The 18,301-nt window shown below is 57.4% G+C and carries 13 protein-coding genes; 7 read left to right on the forward strand and 6 right to left on the reverse strand.

Annotated features, from left to right (window positions below):
• The first annotated feature begins 238 nt into the window (after positions 1-238).
• The 3 genes from ACR0JF_RS18735 (at position 239) to ACR0JF_RS18745 (ending at position 3,826) form a co-directional block, all read left to right on the forward strand.
• Positions 239-1,627 (forward strand): AAA family ATPase, encoded by a 1,389-nt coding sequence (locus tag ACR0JF_RS18735; RefSeq protein ID WP_480669614.1) that lies wholly within the window; start codon positions 239-241, stop codon positions 1,625-1,627.
• Positions 1,628-1,649: 22 nt separating this feature from the next.
• Entirely contained in the window at positions 1,650-2,720 is a 1,071-nt protein-coding gene (locus ACR0JF_RS18740) for a ParB/RepB/Spo0J family partition protein (protein ID WP_480669615.1), read from the forward strand.
• Positions 2,721-2,782: 62 nt separating this feature from the next.
• Entirely contained in the window at positions 2,783-3,826 is a 1,044-nt protein-coding gene (locus tag ACR0JF_RS18745; RefSeq protein WP_480669616.1) for a glycosyltransferase, read from the forward strand.
• Here ACR0JF_RS18745 and ACR0JF_RS18750 read toward each other — a convergent pair.
• On the reverse strand, positions 3,756-4,544 hold the full coding sequence (locus ACR0JF_RS18750; RefSeq protein WP_480669617.1) for an ABC transporter permease: 789 nt from the start codon (positions 4,542-4,544) through the stop codon (positions 3,756-3,758). The genes ACR0JF_RS18745 and ACR0JF_RS18750 overlap by 71 nt on opposite strands.
• A 128-nt stretch (positions 4,545-4,672) precedes the next feature.
• On the opposite strand from ACR0JF_RS18750, the gene ACR0JF_RS18755 reads away from it, so the two are divergent.
• From ACR0JF_RS18755 to ACR0JF_RS18770, 4 genes are read left to right on the forward strand one after another with little or no spacing between them, the layout of a single operon-like run.
• Complete coding sequence (locus ACR0JF_RS18755; protein WP_480669618.1) at positions 4,673-6,136, forward strand: KpsE/RkpR family capsule polysaccharide export protein; 1,464 nt, start codon at positions 4,673-4,675, stop codon at positions 6,134-6,136.
• 15 nt (positions 6,137-6,151) lie between these two features.
• A complete protein-coding gene (locus ACR0JF_RS18760) occupies positions 6,152-6,805 on the forward strand; it encodes an ABC transporter ATP-binding protein (protein ID WP_480669619.1) in 654 nt (217 codons plus the stop codon).
• A gap of 49 nt (positions 6,806-6,854) precedes the next feature.
• Positions 6,855-7,592, forward strand: a complete 738-nt coding sequence (locus ACR0JF_RS18765) for a sulfotransferase (protein WP_480669620.1) — start codon at positions 6,855-6,857, stop codon at positions 7,590-7,592.
• Between the two features lie 23 nt (positions 7,593-7,615).
• Positions 7,616-9,130 (forward strand): glycosyltransferase, encoded by a 1,515-nt coding sequence (locus ACR0JF_RS18770; protein ID WP_480669621.1) that lies wholly within the window; start codon positions 7,616-7,618, stop codon positions 9,128-9,130.
• On the opposite strand, the gene ACR0JF_RS18775 is transcribed toward ACR0JF_RS18770, so the two are convergent.
• From ACR0JF_RS18775 to glf, 5 genes are all read right to left on the reverse strand, one after another.
• Positions 9,111-12,116 (reverse strand): glycosyltransferase family 2 protein, encoded by a 3,006-nt coding sequence (locus tag ACR0JF_RS18775; RefSeq protein ID WP_480669664.1) that lies wholly within the window; start codon positions 12,114-12,116, stop codon positions 9,111-9,113. The genes ACR0JF_RS18770 and ACR0JF_RS18775 overlap by 20 nt on opposite strands.
• Positions 12,117-13,184: 1,068 nt before the next feature.
• Complete coding sequence (locus ACR0JF_RS18780; RefSeq protein WP_480669622.1) at positions 13,185-15,065, reverse strand: glycosyltransferase family 2 protein; 1,881 nt, start codon at positions 15,063-15,065, stop codon at positions 13,185-13,187.
• A gap of 29 nt (positions 15,066-15,094) precedes the next feature.
• Positions 15,095-15,865 carry a hypothetical protein gene (locus tag ACR0JF_RS18785; protein WP_480669623.1) on the reverse strand — a complete coding sequence of 257 codons (771 nt, stop codon included), beginning with the start codon at positions 15,863-15,865 and terminating at the stop codon, positions 15,095-15,097.
• A 183-nt stretch (positions 15,866-16,048) separates the two neighbouring features.
• A complete protein-coding gene (locus ACR0JF_RS18790; protein WP_480669624.1) occupies positions 16,049-16,795 on the reverse strand; it encodes a sulfotransferase in 747 nt (248 codons plus the stop codon).
• Between the two features lie 106 nt (positions 16,796-16,901).
• On the reverse strand, positions 16,902-18,047 hold the full coding sequence (gene glf, locus ACR0JF_RS18795; RefSeq protein WP_480669625.1) for a UDP-galactopyranose mutase: 1,146 nt from the start codon (positions 18,045-18,047) through the stop codon (positions 16,902-16,904).
• Between the last annotated feature and the right edge of the window lie 254 nt (positions 18,048-18,301).

Below are 18,301 nucleotides of genomic sequence, written 5' to 3' on the forward strand. Positions count from 1 at the left end.
TGAAATCTCGCAACGCATTAAAATAAAAGGTTAATCTATCACCACGAAGATCAGCTTAACTATGAATAACACAAATCTAACACTATAAAAAAAAACGCAAAGGATCAGATCCTGCGCTATATTGGCCCTGTCATCCCCTTTATTTTCTAAGAAAAATCGCCTTTTGTGCGGCTTTTACTTTCATGTGATGTATTTTTCGCTATCATGGGGAAAACACATCACATCGAGCGGTTTTATCATGGCGAAGGACAGCACTCCCCTGCCCCCTTACTTCAACATCGATCCCGATGCTGCGCTGGCGGATCTGGACTTACCCACAGGCACAGACGGCTTTGCCACTATTGCCGAAGCCTGCACCCGGGGGCGCAGCGATCTGTCCAGCCGGGGTCTGGACGAGGCTGGTCGCAAGGCGTTGCGTCTGTTTTCGACCTGGGAAATCACCCGCTATCTCATCCCCGTCGCACAGGCCCATTTCCGCCGCGTGCTGAAACAGAACCCGGACCTGCCGCAGGGCCAGTCCGAGACCGAAGGCGGCGCCAAGTGGTTCACCCTGGATGAGGTGCTGCGCCTGCGCGCCTTTTTCGGGGCGCAAGGCTCCAAGGCCAAGGACTACCTGCCCTACCGACCCGCAGGCCTGCCGGCCAAGATGGTGGCCGTGGCCAATTTCAAGGGCGGGGTTGGCAAGACCAGCACCGCTGCGCATCTGGCCATGTCGGCGGCGCTGGACGGCTATCGGGTGCTGGTGATTGATCTGGACAGCCAAGGGTCGATGACCTCGATCTTTGGCGGCCGGGTCGAGGATGAATGGCAGACCGCCTTCCCCCTGTTGGCACGTCATTACGGAGAATATCTGCGCATTGAAAACCAGCGCCGTCTGGACCGGGGCGACCCGCCTCAACCGCTGGACGAGTCGCTGAGTGCGGCGCTGAATGTGACGGCGAAGGATCTGATCCAATCCACCCATTGGCCCAATATCGACCTGATCGGGGCGCAGCTGAACCTCTACTGGGCGGAATTCCAGATCCCCGTCTGGCGGATGCAGGCGCGCGGCTGGAAGCTGTGGGATGCGTTGACCGACCGGCTTGAGGCCGATGGAGTGCTGGACAGCTATGATCTGATCTTCATCGACACCCCCCCTGCCCTTGGCTATCTGACCATCAACGGTCTGGCGGCGGCGGATATCCTGCTGGTGCCCATGGGCGCGTCGTTTCTGGAGTTCGACTCCACCGGGCGTTTCTTTGACATGCTGCATTCCACCTTTCAGTCCATCGAAGAGGGCGAAAATACCGCCGCGCGCGCTCTGGGCCGGCCCGAAATGGCCTTTGAATGGGATGCGGTGCGCGCGGTTATCACCCGCTATGACGGGGCGCAGCAGGGCGAACTGGCGGCGCTGATGCAGGCCTATCTGGGCAAGACCCTGTCCCCGCACCGACAGGATTTCACCGCCCTGATCGGGCAGGCCGGGGAGCAGGTCAGCGGCATCTACGAGGCTGATTACCGCAATTTCAACCGGGAAACCTATGCACGGGGCCGCGAGACCTTCGACGCCACTTATGCCGCCTTCAAGCGTCTGTTGCTGGGCGTGTGGCGGCGCGAGGAACTGGCCGCGCAGCAGGCCGCGGAATAATCCCGCTACGAGGAGAGCAAAGATGGCAAAACGCAAGCGATTGACCCCGGCCCAACCGACCTATCTGGACGGGCCCGCCACCGCCCAACGCGCGCCCGAGACTAAGGCGATGTCTTTCAGCGCGGCCCCGATTGCGCAGGTGGCAGGTGAAGCTTCGGCTACGGCAGCATTGCAGGAGGTGGCACAGGAATTGCACAGCGCCCGGGTTGAGGGACGCATGATCGAATTGCTGCCGCTGGACGCAATCGATGACAGGCACCTGGTCCGCGACCGTCTGGAGCAGAACGAAGACGAAATGACGGCCCTGGTGGACAGTCTGCGCGCCCGGGGCCAGCAGATGCCGATCGAAGTGGTTGCCCTGACTGTCCCTGCCGGCGGGCGATCCTACGGTCTGATTTCCGGCTGGCGGCGCCTGACCGCGCTGCGGCGGTTGTTCCGGGAAACGGGAGACCCGAAATTCTCCACCGTTCGCGCCATGATGATCACGCCGGATACGGCCCAGGATGCCTATGTGGCGATGGTCGAGGAAAACGAGATCCGGGTGAACCTGTCGCATTACGAACGTGCCCGGATCGCTGTACGGGCGATGAAAGAAGGGGTGTATTCCACGCAGAAAGCCGCACTTCAGGGTCTGTTTGGCAATGCAACCCGGTCGAAGCGATCCAAGATCGGCACCTTTACTCAACTGGTCGAGGCATTTGATGCAGTGCTGTATTTTCCCTCGGCAATCAGTGAGAAGCTGGGGCTGGCGATGGTTCGTGAGATGGGGCGTGATGCGGGGTATGCTGATGCTCTGAAAACCCGGTTGCAAAACACACCCCGTGACAGTGCCGAGGCGGAGATGCAGATCCTGTCCGATAGCCTCGCCGAGCGGTCGCGGCCCCCTGCCCCGTCAGCCGATCCATCCATTCCAACTCGCCCTCGGTTGCGTCAGGCTTCGCCGGAAACTGCTACAGGAGAACGGATAGTAACCTGCGTAACCTCTGGCATTGAAATGCGCTTTACCTCCGATCAGGGCCATATAGAGCTTGTTGGAGACGGGGTTTCGGAGCGATTGGCCGAGGCGCTGCAGGACTGGTTGCGCTCGCTGTGATCCTTAACAGAGTGTTTCGCGCGCGAAACATTTGAGCCCGGACCTTCAGAGGAGGTTTATTTATGACCACCGCCCCGCATCAACGCCTTGTGGCCGTGGTCGTGACCCATAATCGCCTGGACAAGCTGAGGCCGACATTGCGGCGCCTGTTGACGTCTAAACCGTCGCATCTGCACGCCATCGTGGTGGTGGACAACGCATCAACCGACGACACGGCAAGCTGGCTGAGTACAGTGCAGGACACTCGGGTGGGAGTGATCACAAACGATCAGAATCTGGGAGGTGCAGGTGGATTTGAGATAGGGATGCGTCATGCCACCGCTCGGTTCGACCCAGATTGGCTGGTGCTCATGGATGACGATGCTCGCCCCCTGCCCGATGCCATGGCCCAATTTCACGCACAGCCCCGTCCGGAGGATACTGCCTATGCCGCTGCGGTGTATTTTCCCGATGGTCGCATTTGCGAGATGAACCGACCTTCGGTCAATCCATGTTGGAACGCCCGCCTGTTTCTGCGTTCCTTGCTCCGGGGGCGTGACGGCTATCACATACCGCGTGCAGCGTATCATGCCGACGCCCCCTACCCTATTGATCTGACCTCATTTGTAGGTCTGTTTTTGTCCCGTAGGATCATCGCCGAAACCGGCTATCCCGACCCCGGACTGTTCCTCTACGGCGATGACGTGATCTATACGCTGACCCTGCGTCGGCGAGGGCTGAAGATCCTGTTCGATCCCGCGCTGCGCTTTGAACATGATTTCAGCACTTTTCAGGATCAAGGGTCCCAGATCATACGACCCATTTGGAAGATCTATTATCTCTGCCGCAACCGACTGCTGATGTATCGCAAGGCGGCACCGGTCCTATTCTGGCCTCTTCTGCCTGTGATGGCGTTGAAATGGGGTGTAGCCTTCAGGCATTACGGGGCGCATAAAGCCCTTTATCTGCGCTTGCTGCGCCGGGCTCTGCGAGATGCAGTCCTACGGAACACGGACCTCAGTTATGAAGACGTTCTGACACTGGCTGGAGGTACCATCACTGGTTCAGGATATCCCGGTGATAGCGACCCAGCAGAATCAGACCCATCAGCAGAGTCGACAGGCTAACAAGCATAACGAAGACCTCGCTGATATATTGCGGGTGATAGGTGGGATATATTCCTTCCCGCATCAGGCCGGTGATATGGATCAGCGGATTGAACCACAACACGTTCTGGACGCTCTGCGGCATATCCTCGTAGATGTAGAAAATGCCGGAGACCAGAAACAGTGGGCGTGTCGCGATTGACCAGATCAGGTCATAGGTCGGGAAGAGACCTCCAATGGCGCAATTCAGAGTGCCGATGCCCAGCCCAAGCAAAGCGGCCAACCCCAGCGCCTCGGCAATAGGTCCGATTTCAAGAACGGCCCGGCTGTCGACAGTGGCCAGAATCCCGGTCAGCAGGATATATGTGACCAGCAGACCGGTCAGAAGATTAAGGATGAACCGGGCCAGGATGGCGTCCACCCATGTCACGACGGGATACATCAGTAGGGGTCTTGAAAAGCTGATCGCCCTGGCCACTGTCAGTGACAGACTCTGATACAGGTTGAAGGCCAGATAGGCCGAGGCATAAAATAGCAGAAAACTGTTGCCCAACGACGGATTGCGCATCAGCAGCGAAAAACCAAAGCTGAGGATGATGATAACACCTAAAGGCTCAACCACAGCCCAGATATAACCACCGGGGTTGCGTCCGTAGCGGGTCGACATCTCTCGCAGGATCAAAGCTGTGATCGTGCGTGGGCCGATCCAGCGGTGGGTTGTACCGCTCCCTGGCTGCATAGCATGAGATCCTGTGTCTAAGGGGGTCGGCATATGCGCATCATCTCGTTTTGGTCTGTGCGTGCCGGTCCGATTATGTAAGAATCAATCATGGAATTCAAATGCCTTCGGGGCGGAACAGGGCGCGCATGACAGAAAAATCAGAGGCGGACAAACCGACGGTCAAGGTTGTGGACGGTGCCCCCAAGAAAGCTGGCGCTCCGAATACACAAAGGGCGCAAAAACAAGCTGCGGCCGCTAGGCAGCCGCAGCTGGCGGCCGTGCCCAACAGAGGGCAGGGCGCAAAATCTGGGCAGGGCAAGCCAGCCAGCCAACAAGGCGGCAAGCAAGGTGGTCCCGGACGCCAGAGCCGGCCCGCCGGACAAGGGGGCGATCAGCGGAAAGGGCAGCGGTCAAAGCAAGGCCAGCAGCAGGGCGGCAAACCGGTACCGCCGCCCGCACCAACCGTCACGGTGCAGCCATTGGCGCAACCTGCCAGCATGAAACGCCGCCACTGGGGGCTGTTGCTGAGCTTTGTGCTGATCGTGATGTTGCCTTTGGGCGGGCTGGCTTATTACCTGTGGACACAGGCCGAGGATCAATATTCCTCGACCGCTGCGTTCACCGTGCGATCAGAGGAGGGCGGATCGGCCTCGGAACTCCTGGGGGGACTGGCGCAGTTCGCTAATTCCGGTACGGGTGTCGACAGTGATATCCTGTACGAATTCATCCAAAGCCAGGAAATTGTAGAGGCTATTGAAGGCAAGCTGGCCCTGCGTGCGCACTACGAAACCCACTGGCCGAAGGACTGGATGTTCTCGATCTGGCCGAACGCTACGCTCGAGGATTTGGTCTGGTTCTGGCAGCGTATCGTGCGGATTTCCTATGATCAGTCGACGGGGCTGATTGAGATCAGGGTGCTGGCCTTTGATCCCGACTATGCACAAGGCGTGGCACAGCAGATTGTGAAGGAAAGTCAGGACCGGATCAATGCGCTGAACATACAGGCGCGTGAAGACGCCATGCGCTATGCACGTGAGGACCTGGAAGAGGCCGTCGCGCAACTCAAGACCGCGCGCGAAGCCCTGACCAGTTTTCGCACCCGGACCCGCATCGTCGATCCCGAGGCCGACATTCAGGGCCGTATGGGAGTGATGAACAACTTGCAGCAGGCTCTGGCCGAAGCGTTGATCGAATTTGACCTTCTCAGTGAAACCGTATCCAGCACAGACCCTCGGCTGACCAATGCACAGCGCCGCATTGACGTGATCCGCGAGCGTATTGCAGCAGAACGTCAGAACTTCGCATCGGACAGCACCGAACTGGGTGCGGTGGGCGAGGATTACCCCTCGTTAATCGCCGAATATGAGAGCCTCAGTGTCGATCGCCAGTTCGCGGAAGAGACCTATCGCGTGGCGCTGACGGCGTTGGACGTGGCGCGGGACAATGCCGCCCGCCAAAGCCGGTATCTGGCCACCTATATCCGACCGACCATGGCGCAAAGCTCGGAGTTTCCGCGACGCTATATTCTGATGGGGTTGGCTATGGTGTTCCTGCTGATGCTGTGGTCGATTCTTGCGCTGATTTATTACAGCATCCGGGATCGGGGCTGAGGGCAGGAGCCTGCAATGATCCGCTTTGAGAACCTGACCAAAAGCTTCCGCGTGCGAGGTGAGCGCCGGGTTGTCATAGACAACCTCACCGCCACTCTGCCCACCGGAAAGTCGCTGGCGCTGCTGGGGCGCAATGGGGCGGGAAAGTCGACCCTGCTGCGGCTGCTGGCAGGCACGATGCGCCCTGATAACGGCCAGATCATCAGCGATGGGCGGATTTCCTGGCCCGTGGGGTTTGGCGGATCGTTTCACGGCGACCTGACCGGCGCACAGAATGTCAGTTTCATCGCGCGTATCTACGGGGTCGATACCGACAGCCTGATGGCCTTCGTCGAGGATTTTGCCGAGCTGGGAAAATACTTTCACATGCCGGTGCGCAGCTATTCCAGCGGTATGCGATCGCGGCTGACCTTTGGGGCCTCGATGGGTATCCGGTTCGATACTTATCTGGTGGATGAGGTAACTGCGGTGGGCGATGCTGCATTTCGCCGCAAAAGCAGAGCGGTCTTTGCCGAACGTATGCGCCATTCCAGTGCCATTCTGGTCAGTCACGAACTGGGCCAGCTGCGCCAGTTCTGTGATGCCGGGATCGTTCTGTCAGAGGGTAGGATTTCCTATTTCGACGATTTGGAAGAGGCCATTGCGCTGCATCTGGAATTGTTGCAATGAAATAGAGTTATCTAAAGTTTTAGTGCCAAAATACGGACCCTAACAAAGTATGGAATCTTCTTCCGAGCCGCAGCGTTTTCTGATTATTGGCCTGCCACGCAGCGGCACTACCTATCTGATGACCTTGCTGAACGCGCATCGCGATATTTTGTGTGCTGGAGAGCAGTTTAATCCTTACGCGATCATAGGTGCAGAGGGTAAATCTGACGAATTTACCGAAATAGTTCAGAGAGATGCCGATCCAAGGGCGCATTCGGATGCGTTTTTTGATGCGCATGCCGAGAGCGGAAACAAATGTGTAGGGTACAAGCTGATGATAGGCCACAATATTCGCATGCTGCGCTATCTGCCTGACCTTGCGGATTACAAGCTGATCTATGTACACCGAGAAAACAAGCTGGCGCAGATGGCTTCTCTAATCAAGGCAAGCCGGTCGAAACGCTGGGCGCAATCTCAGGTGGATGAGCATGTCGAGGAAAAGATCGCTGCGGGACCTCTTCAGATTAGCCATAAGTGGCATGAATTCGCCACGTTTGACTTCCTGTTCACACAGTGGTTTCGCACATTACCACAGGAAAAAATGAAGCTCGAATATCGCCAGATGTTCGAAGATGGGTTTGAAGAACGCCTGTGTGACTTTCTCGGTGTCGAATATGATCCTGAGATGAAAAGCCCGCTGGTCAAGCAAGGTGCAAATTCTATACTGGAGCGGTTTGAAAAGCCGGGACCGATTCAAGCCTATTTCAGGAAATTGAGGCGCGGGAAGTGGTTGAATAAAGAGATCTGATATTCCTTTGTATTTGGATTGATATGCGCATTCTTTTTTACAACTGGGTCGATTACCTGGACGATGAAACGCGCGGGGGTGGCGTCTCGGTCTATTTGCGCAACCTGATGACCGAATTACAGGCGCAGCCGGATGTTACTCCGGTATTTTTGTCCTCGGGGATTTCGTATAATCTGATCTCGCGCACACCCCGATGGGAACAGGTGCGCCACGGGACGGATGAGAACCGTGAGAACCGGTATGAAATTGTCAATTCCGGGGTGTTGTCACCGTCACACCACTCGTTCGGCGCCCCTGAGCAGGTGTCGCACCCACCGACCCGCGATGCGTTTTTCGACTTTGTCGAAGAAACCGGCCCCTATGACGTGATCCATTTCCACAATTTGGAGGGTCTGCCGGCGGATGTGCTTGAGATCAAGGCGCGCTATCCGGATACCAAGGTGATCCTGTCACTGCATAACTACTATCCGGTTTGCCCTCAGGTGAACCTTTGGCATCAGGAAATGCGCGCTTGTACGGATTTTCAGGCCGGGGCCAAATGCATGTATTGTCTGGTGCACAAGCATGACGAGCGGCTGGTGCGTATCGCCAACGCGGTGGCGTATCGGTTGAAATGCGCAGGTGTACGACCGGGCTCGCGCGGGTTTGACCTATTGTTCAGGAACATGTTGCGTATCGTACACCGGACAAGCCGGGCATTCGGGCGGCTGAGGCGCCGTTCCAGATCAGGATCAGCGCAGCCTGTCACCTCTGCTGTTGCCGCAAGTTTCGCAGCGCGACGCCAGTCCTTTGTCTACCAGATCAATGCGGGATGTGATTTGGTGTTGTGCGTGTCTGAACGCGTGCGCGAAATTGCACAAGGCTATGGAATCTCTCCCGGGATATTGCGTACCAGCTATATTGGCACGCAGCAGGCGGTTCTGTTCTCGGAAACCGAGCCGGCAAAGGCTCTGCCAAAGGCAAAAACGGCTCTGACATTGGGTTTTCTGGGCTATATGCGCCGGGACAAGGGGTTCTTTTTCCTGTTGGATGCGCTTGAGGCGCTGCCATTGGAACTGGCCGTGAAGGTTCGGTTGGTGGTTGCCGCGCGTTCGGGCGAGGCTGAGGCGATGCGCCGTTTGGAATTGCTGAAGGTGCGGTTAGGCGGGGTAGCACATCTGGATGGCTACAGCCATGACGGGTTGGATGATCTGCTGCGCGATGTGGATGTGGGGGTGATCCCCGTGTTGTGGGAGGATAACCTTCCGCAGGTCGCGATTGAGATGCATGCCCGCCATATCCCGTTGTTGACCAGTGACATGGGCGGGGCACAGGAGTTGGCAGGTGATACGGATATGGTATTTGCCGCCGGTGACATCGACAGCTTTACCGACCGCATCCGGGCGTTACTGGCAGGCAAGGTTGATATGCAGCGCTATTGGCAGAAAGCACAGGCGCCGCAGACGATGACAGGGCATCTGGATGAACTGAACAGGCTCTATAAGGGCCAAGACGTGGTTGAACCGTTCAGACCCGCCATCACCCCAACCGCGCTTTGACAAAGTCGCTGTCGGTCCATGGTACCGACAGCTCTGCATCATAGATGCGGTCGCGCCCTTCCGAGATCAGTGCCAGATATTTGCGGTATTCCTCAGCATTGTTGAAATGCTGGCGACGGGCCACCTCGGTCTGCGCCTTGCGACGGAAATCGGCATTGTATTTGAAATGTCCAAACAACAGCTCCCGCTCAGCAAGCGTTGTTCCTGCCACATAGTGCAACCCCGCCGACAATCGCATGAAGGGCGAGTATTTCAACAGCGCATTTTTTTGCGCCACAAACAGTTCCCGGCGAGACCCGGGGATCAGGCGGTGGCGCAGCGCCGACGTCCATGTCGGTGCGTTGGAGTAGGGGCCTCGCCCGAACGAGTCGAGCTGGAAAGGATCGCGATCGGTGAAACCGGCCTCGGCAAATGGGTCGCCGCTGGCAAAGCCAGCTTCTTCCAGAGGTCCTTTCGGATACATGTCGAGCATGAATATGCGTACACTATCGGCTGCATCAAATTCCGGACGGCGCAACAGATCGGGCAGGGTTTCCTGCTGTGGCAGTTGCCAGGTCAGCAGCTCATCCGCATCGGCAACCAATGACCAACGCCCAAGGCGGAAATGCCCCATCAGAGCCTGCTGCCAGGCCACACCGTATTGCGATCTGCTGTAATCCGTGTCGACCGAGAACAGCGCCACATCGGGCTGGTCTGCCAGATATTCCAATGTGCCGTCATCCGAGCAGTTGTCGGCGATCAGAAAGCTCTCGACCCCCAGCTTGCGGTAATGGTCCAGGAAATGTGGCAGCATGAACATTTCGTTGCGCATGGCTGCGACCACAGCCACTGGCGCTTCGTGTGCGGCGAACAGACGGCTGCTATCCGTTACCATCTCAAGCGCATTGGTCTGTTCGCCCAGTTTGGCGCGCTGATAGCTGGGCCATATCTTTTTGGGAAACAGACCCGGTGCATCCAGTCGGCTGTTTGCATCGGCTTGTGTGGCTGAATCGTCCAGATGCACCAGCTTGACCGGTGCGGTCTGGCTGGCGTCGAACCCGTTCAGCCAGCGCGACACTGCGATGCCCCCGGGCTGAGCCCGGCGGCGGACCGAAATGTGGTAATCCTCGTTCGCGGGTGAGATGCCGCCCAAGGCCAGCAGGTCGCCCACCAGCTTGTCTTCCATGAAAGACACCTGAATCAGAGCCTGACCTGTTGCGCTTGCGGCAGTGTCCAGCAGTGCACTCATGGCGTGCCGGCTGAGCGCATAGCCCGACCCGCCATCGCAGTAGGTTGAAGGCTCGGGCGATTTGTCGAATTCAAGCCGCCCGCGTTCCGAAGTGGATTTGGCGCAGTGCCAGGCCCGGTCCATCTGACCAGGCACCCGGGTCAAAGTGCGACCGTAATAGTCGAATTTCCGGTAGCTGAGCGAGTGGAAATACTCCTCGGGGTTGAGAAAGCAATCATCGTCGATCTTCAGCATATGGGCGAAGGGTGTGTTGTCATGTACCCAGCGGATCGTGGCCAGCGTTTTTTGCGGCAATCCTTCATAATCGTCGGGGGCATCCAGATGCAGGACATCGCCATCCAGGGTGCCGTCCCCATCGCCAGTGACAATCAAGTAGGGCACCCCAAGTGCGGCGAGACGGCTCAGCCACCCATCGCGGAGGGCCTGGACGCGGCGGCCGAGATTGGCGCGGCAGGAGGTGACCATGACAACCGTGTCGAAAAGCGGATTGACCGGGCCGCGCAGGGGGTTTGGAACCCGCACTGCAGGCGGGGTTTTGGTTTCGAGTGCCTTCAGGTTGGTTGCTGCACCAGTCTTGCCTGCGACAGCGCGGCTGCGAAGGGCCTGCAGAGGCTGTGCCAGAGCGGGTGTCCTGAGCGGATCAGCGGGGTCAGCTTCGGCGCTTTTTGCCCTTTTTAGAGCCTGTTTCAACCATTCGGTCAGGATTGTTTTGGTCGCCGCTGCCCCCCCGATATCGATCAGCCCATTCAGCAACCCCAGAGCGGCACCCAGACCGATCCACTTGTCCACCGCGTCGGTCAACCGGTCGAGATCAGCGAGCAGGGCGCGCCAGTCGTCTTGTGGATCGATCCCATTGCGGGTCGCTTTGAGCAGGTCGTCAGCGCGGTGGCTGACAGAGCATTGCAGTGCGTAATGGGGCGCACGGTCAACCATATCAGGTAGGCTGGCACGTCTTGAGCGAACGAGTTCCTCAAGAGCGGGTTCCGTCGGAGCGCTGTCTGGGGCCGCCATATGGCGCATCGCGGCTTCAGCCGTGTCGAGCCCCGCATGCAGCAGTGCCGATACGGTCGGAGCTTCTGGGCCAGGCAGACCGGCCGGGCCGAACATGTCCCGCCGGATACGTCCGCAATCGGGGCAGCCAAACCGTTCGAACAACGCCAGTGCATCCGCCTTTGCCGCAGGTGTTGTGTCCAGGTCGTACAGAACTGCGAAGGCGTCCTGAGCGATGGCCATGCGTGGTGACAGCGCGACATCGCGCTCAGCAATCCGGTCCCAGAACTGAGGAGACATTCCAAAGGTCTTAAGTAAGGTCGCTTCAATCCATTGATATTGGCGCGGATATAGGCGTGGGCCATCCGCGATCAGTGCAACAGCAGTTTCTGTCAGCTGTGTGCAATAAGTTCGCTGCCAGTAATCTCCGTTGCGCCGTTCGAAGAATTTCAAGAAGGCGGTGATAATCTCGTCCCTCGCAGCATTGTTGACCCTTGGGTCGTTCAATGCAGAGCGGACTGTCCAGGCCAGAGGAGGCGTCATGATCCATCGCCCTGGCCGTTCCACCAATTGCCTCAAGATCACGCAAAGCCGCGAGATGCGAAGATCCCTTAGGAGATAGGGTAGCAAACCGGAATTGAACCAGCTGTTATCCTGGGTTGGTGCGATCGACTTAACACCGTTGGCCTGGGCATGCGCATAAAGCAGATCAAAGGCATCACGCTGACAAAAAAGCTCAGACAGCGCGATATAGAACGAGGGCTGCATTTCACCCAGCGTTGGAGTCAGCTCGTCCAGGATCGCAAGCAAGGATTCTGGCGTTTCATCCTTGTGTAGAGCCTGTGCAACGCGCGCCAGCGCATTTTGAAGGATGGTTCGTTCGGGCTGTGTTGTTTCGGGTGCATCTGGTGCTTCCGGCACGTCGAGGAACTGCTCAAGACCCAACCCGTTGGCCAGTTTCATCAGCTGGCTGCGCAGCGGCGGGTCAAGCTTGGCCGTGATGCCAGAAAACCGGGCGTGCTCGATGATCTGGGTCGCCAGAACCGGGTCGCCAGCAAGGTCGCCACTTGTCAGCGCCGTCTGCGTCTGCTCGACAAGATCGGATCGGTGTAGATTGTGCTGAGCCAGCACCGCGTCCTTGTGCATGATCTGCAGCGATAACGCATCGTTCTCGGTGCGCCCCTGCCAGATCCGACCGGGCAGGACCGATCGCAGAATTGTGGCCGAATCTTTGGTCGACACGATGAGTTTAGGGGCGGGATGGACGCCGTCGATCTCCAGACGCAGATCTTCGGGTTGATAATGCCCGTCCAGACGTCCGCGCAGGTCCAACCGCGGGGAAAGGGTCAGGCCGGTGCCGTCAACGCCTTTGTAATCCATGTGGATGGTACTGGCCTGAATACCGCCCTGATAGTCGATGAAGGCAATGTCCCCCAGATTGGGGAAGCGTTGCCGCCCTATCATGGAACCAAAGCTGAAAACCTTTTTCCCATTGATCCATACGCTGACCCGCGGAGGAGCAAAACGAATCTCGATGTCATTATCTTTGGCATTCAGAGCAATCGGGCGTTGCTGTTCACGCGCCCAGTCCTCGGGGGTCTTCCCACGCCGGTTGCAGACCGCAAGCGCTGCGTCAGCGCGCAAGGACAGGTGAAACAGGATATTACTGCGCTCTGCGTCAAAGAAAGAAATATTTGCAAAGGAGTGCCGGGCAAAGTCGGCGCGATAAGACAGGCTAGAAAAACGCGTTGTGGAAAAAACCAACATTCCGGAGGTGACCTGAAGCAAGGGGGTTGTGGGCTGTTAGCCCGGCTGACGGGATGGATGCAACCAGAATTAGAGCGTTCCGCTGCGTTGACCCACCAACCTAGGTATAGGGGGATTGAAATAAGGGTCCAGCGGACCGATCAATTGATGCCAACCCCGGGTTCGCGCTGCCCGGATTGCCTCGAACCGAAAGCGGCTGCGAGCGGCGGAGGACAGGTCTGAAAAGTTCCAGACCTCCCACAAAGCCCTTGCGTAGAGCCTTCTTGGCCAATCAGCAGGCAGGTTGGCGCGTATCTCGGTGGACCAGGACGCGGCGGCCGCCTCGATCGCCTGGGCCAGGGCTTCGGGTGTGTCGGCGGCGGTCCAGAGTCGCCGGCACTCAGGGGCTTCGGCGCTCTCTGCTCCGGGCCACGCGAAATAGAGCGCCCGGTGCGTGGCCAGCGCGGCACCAATGCCGATTTGCCAGTCGGCCCGGGGGCCCGTGCCAAAAGACAGATTGTGCTCGGTCAGAAAGTCGCGGCGAAAGATTTTTGCCGTTGGATGACAATGCAGCGCAAGCGCCCGATCTGCGTCGAAGCGCAGAAGACTGGTTTCGACAGGCTCCGGTTCCAGCAATGTCATGTCATGAAAGCCTCGGTGCACGGGGCTTGTCTGGGTCAGGCCGATGCGAAACTGAGATACACCAAAATCCGCGTTTTCACGCAGCATAGTATCTGTCCAATGGGCAAGCGCGGCTGGTTTCAACCTGTCACCGGCATCGGCGAACACCACCATTGCACCCCGAGCCTGTTTAAGTCCCGTGTTGCGCGCAGGCCCCGGTCCGGGGTGTTCGCTGGTCAGCGCACGAGCGTCCATAAGCCCCAGGCGTTCTGTACATACCACTGCCTGGCGGGTTGTGGCAGGATTATCGGCGATGATCAGGGTTTCGAAACCTCTCTGGGTTTGCTTGGCAAGTGCGTGCAGTGTCACATGTAGTGCTTCTTCCTGTCCGTCCCATGGGACAACCACGCTGAGCGGGCAGGTACCATCCAGTTCCAGCCGCCAGCTAGGAGGCAGCTCAGGGCCGGGCAGGGGGGGCAGGTCTCTTGCGTGCAGCCAATCCCGCACAGCGGAAATGAATTGAGCCCTGCGCGTGGGATTACGCAGCGCGGTGCTACGTTCATGAAACAGCCGGTGGGCCAATCTGGACAGCGCAGGCTGACGCCCGGGCTTTTCAGAGCCTGCCATGATCTCTGACAGCGTGTCGAGCACTGTCAATTGTTCGAACACCCGTTCGGAATCGGTGGCGGTAATCTGTTCCGGTCGCCCCCGAGTCTGCAGATATAGCGGTTGCGGCAGGTGCAAAATCGCTTGTGTTCGCGCAGCAGCTCGCAGAAAAAACGCGTGATCCTCGAACCAGGTTCCCACGTCAAAGCGCAATCCTTCGATGAGGTCGCGACGATACAGCTTGTTCCAGGCAGACGGAAAATGCCTGATCGCGTCTTCCCAACTGTCCAGGGGCCAGATTTGTGGTTCGGCACCTTTTTCCAATACCGGTTTGTCATGGATGGCCGAGTGGGCGTCGCTGTGGCCATCGGAATGTATGTTACGCAGCCCGCACGCGACCCATTCGGCATTGCTGTTTGTCAGCGCGGCATGCATCTGCCCCAGGAATTGGGGGTCATATCGGTCGTCACCGTCGAGAAACGCGATGAACCTGCCACGCGCAACATCCAGCCCTGTATTACGCGCACCAGACAGCCCAAGATTGTTTTGCCGGATCACGCGGAAGCGCGGGTCGTCACCGATTGCTTCACGCAACCGGGTCGGGCTTTCATCGGTCGAGCTATCATCGACGACAATCGCTTCGAAATCCGTAAAGCGCTGATTGCGCAGACTGGTCAGGCAAGCACCAATATGATCCTGCACATTATGGACTGGTACGATGACGGAGACTTGTGGAGGTGCCATAAGGGGTCAACAGGGCGTCCGAAGCCGGATCAGGTGCTGCACAACAGGTTAGGAATTTCTCCGAGCCGCTGTTCTATCTGATCGATCCCCTTGAACTGGCTATATTTCTCACGCGTTTTCTGATTGCCTCCGGTTTGGATCATTTTGCGAATTTCTGTGATCTGGTCCAGCGTTAGCCGAAGCCCGAGTCCCGAGAAAACCCGCTCTAGGCTAATTTGCGTTGTGGCCCGGTCCGTTGCGTAGAGCTCTTCGAAGGCAATGCTAGTCGGGGTGACACCAGAGTCCTTCAGCGCCGTCCAGGCGCGGTTTAGATATGTATTGGCTTTTGTTTCGTGGCGGATGGCGTCATTGGCGCTTAACGGCGTAACCATGGCCGCGGACATATCCCGACCTTCCGCTGCCCGCGCTTGTTTGGGCCCCCAAATAGCTGTTCTGCGAGCATATTCGCGAGACAGGATACGTTCTAGCAGGTTGTGCCGGTACAAAAATATGTGGTTGTAGCCATGGGCAACGGTACTTTCGACCAGAATGTCGTTGAGTATCCGTGGAACCAGTTCGACACAATGTTTGAAATTGGCTTGGCTGGCGCAAACTTCCCCAATTGCTTGCTGTAGGGCGGCTTCATTTTTTGTACGTTTCCAAGCCTCCTGCAGATGGCCATACACCCGGCCAGGATTAAAGAGTTCGTCCTGCAGCCTTGGGCGGTCCGACATTCTGTTGAGGCATGTATTGAAATTTGTACCGCCGGTTCGTTGCAATGTCCAAATGACAAAAGGAACCTGTAGTCTGGGGAGTGTCATCTTGGTTTATACTCTGACTTATTTCTGCGGCTAGAAGCGTGACAATATTGATGTGGGATTGGCAATGCCCGGGTGGGTTGCTTCATAATTTTCTCTATAGCGTATTCATCCGGGTATGATTCGTCTGCATAACGATCTTTGTTCCGCAGATTGGTGTTCGTGCCCAGACCAGAACCTTCCGGTTCAGATACCGTCCTGTTCGGGCTTTGTACTAACCGGGTCAGCTTTGGTCGGTTTTTTACCGCTCCAACTTTCCTGTGCGTGCTGCAAGGGTTTCGAAAAGATGTTGGCCACCATGTCGGCATCATAGTCATGTCCGAGGAAGCTAAAAAGATCTTCGATCCGTGAATGATCTGAGATGTAGTCGTCGTAGTGCATCAGGATGGTGCGGTCGGACGATGCATCATAGCGGGCAAAACGCCTGTTACAGGCTCTGATCTTGGCTTTGATTGTTTGCGGGTCCTGTTGGGCGAACCAGCCCGATTTGGCCACGTTGTTCACATTACGCGTATTGAAGACAATTTGGGCGCCCGGGAAACTTTCCAGCAGGAAATCCATATAAGATGTGAACTGACCCATATCCATTATGTTCGGCGTGTGCCTAATTTCTTTGAAGCCCAGTCGTTTTGCACCATCCTCCGGGCGCAACACATATGTCACGAAGGCGTCAAGCAGAGCGCGGCGAAACTTGAGCGGCTGCAATTCTCTTGCCCCGTACCAAGGTTCGTCTGGGTTCAGAGCTTTTCTTTTGCGCCCAAGTCTCTTGGTCTCGTTGATGGTGTGAAGGGCCTGATAAAGGTGGTACAGCGCGTTGTAGTTTTCGCCCCGGACCTGAACGCCATCTAAAGAGTTCAGCAGGCTCTGCAGTAGGGTCGACCCGGAGCGGCCGTAGGTTATGATGAAGATATAGCTATAATCTTTGAAGGTCATGCGATCTTGGCGGTCAGGAAACTGAGTGGTTTGGGCTGTAAATTATGGCATCTAAAAGAATTTTTCCAGTATTTGAGATGCCAAGGACGGTTCGAGTGCGCAGGGATCACAGCGGAGGGACTGCAAAAGCCGGTATAGGGGCTCCTTCTGACGCATGGGTCAGGAACATCTGAGCGGTATCCAGCGCCTCGCGGATTGTCACGTCCATGTCCAGATAGCGATAGGTACCCAGTCGCCCTACAAAGGTGACGCCTGGGGTCTGCTCGGCCAGCTCCACGTAATCGGCCAGTAACGCTTTTTCCTCGACCAGTCGGATCGGGTAATAGGGAATGTCGTCGGGGCCGCAGGCGCGCGAAAACTCTCGATAGCAGACGGTGCCGTCGTGGTTTTCCCAAGGGCTGAAATGCTTGTGTTCGGTGATCCGGGTCCAGGAGGTGTCGCGGTCGCCGTAATTCATCACCGCACAGCCCTGATAGTCGCCCTGATCGCTGAACCGTTCGAAATCCAGCGTGCGGTAGCCCAACCGCCCCAGCCGGTAGTCAAAATAGCCATCCAACGGACCGGACCAGAAGACGTGGTCGAATTCGGCCCCATCCCCTGGCGCGAATAGCGTTTCCAGATGCACGGTTATCTTTGGATGATCCAGAATACGTTCGATCATTGGGGTGTAGCCGTCTTCGGGCATCCCTTGGAAGCGGTGAAAAAAGTAGTTGTCGTCGTAATTGAACCGCAGCGGCAGGCGCTTGAGGATCGAGGCGGGTAATTCAGTCGGTGAACACCCCCACTGCTTTTCCGTGTAGCCCCGGAAGAACGCCTCATAGAGGCGGGGCCCGACGAAGCGCAGCGCCTGATCCTCGAAGGTTTGTGGGTCGGTGATCGAGGTGTCGGCCTGCTCTTCAATGAAGGCGCGGGCCTCGTCCGGGCGCAGGGTGCGGCCGTAGAACTGGTTGATTGTATGCAGGTTGACTGGCAGCGAATAGACCGCTTCCTGAGAGGTGGTCATAACCCGGTGTTTATAGGGTCGGAAACGGGTAAAGGTGTTGACATAATCCCAGACCTCTGCGTCGTCGGTATGGAAGATATGCGGACCGTAGACATGGACCAGCACTCCGGTGTCATCATCACGTTCGGTGTGGCAATTGCCGCCGACATGCACGCGCCCGTCAACGATGGTGATTTGGTGTCCCTGCTCGGCCAAGCGGCGCCCGATCACTGCCCCGGAAAGGCCGGCCCCGACGATGAGAATTTTCATGATTATGACCGTTTTTTGCTTAAAAGAACCGGGCCTACCCAAAGTTTTGCAGACCGATCCTGAGATTGCAACACGGGAGTTGAGCCGGTCGCCTTGGCGCATGAACACTGGTCCCACAGGGCGGGGACAGAACCAGCGCTCTTCAGTTACATCCTCCACGCTCGTCAGGGCTACGCTGGTTGCGGTCCGGGCCTAAGGGTGGCCTGGTCTGTCATCATCTGCGTATAGAGGTACTGCAAAAGGGCTGGGGCTGC

This window comes from Ruegeria sp. BG11, from assembly GCF_056538565.1.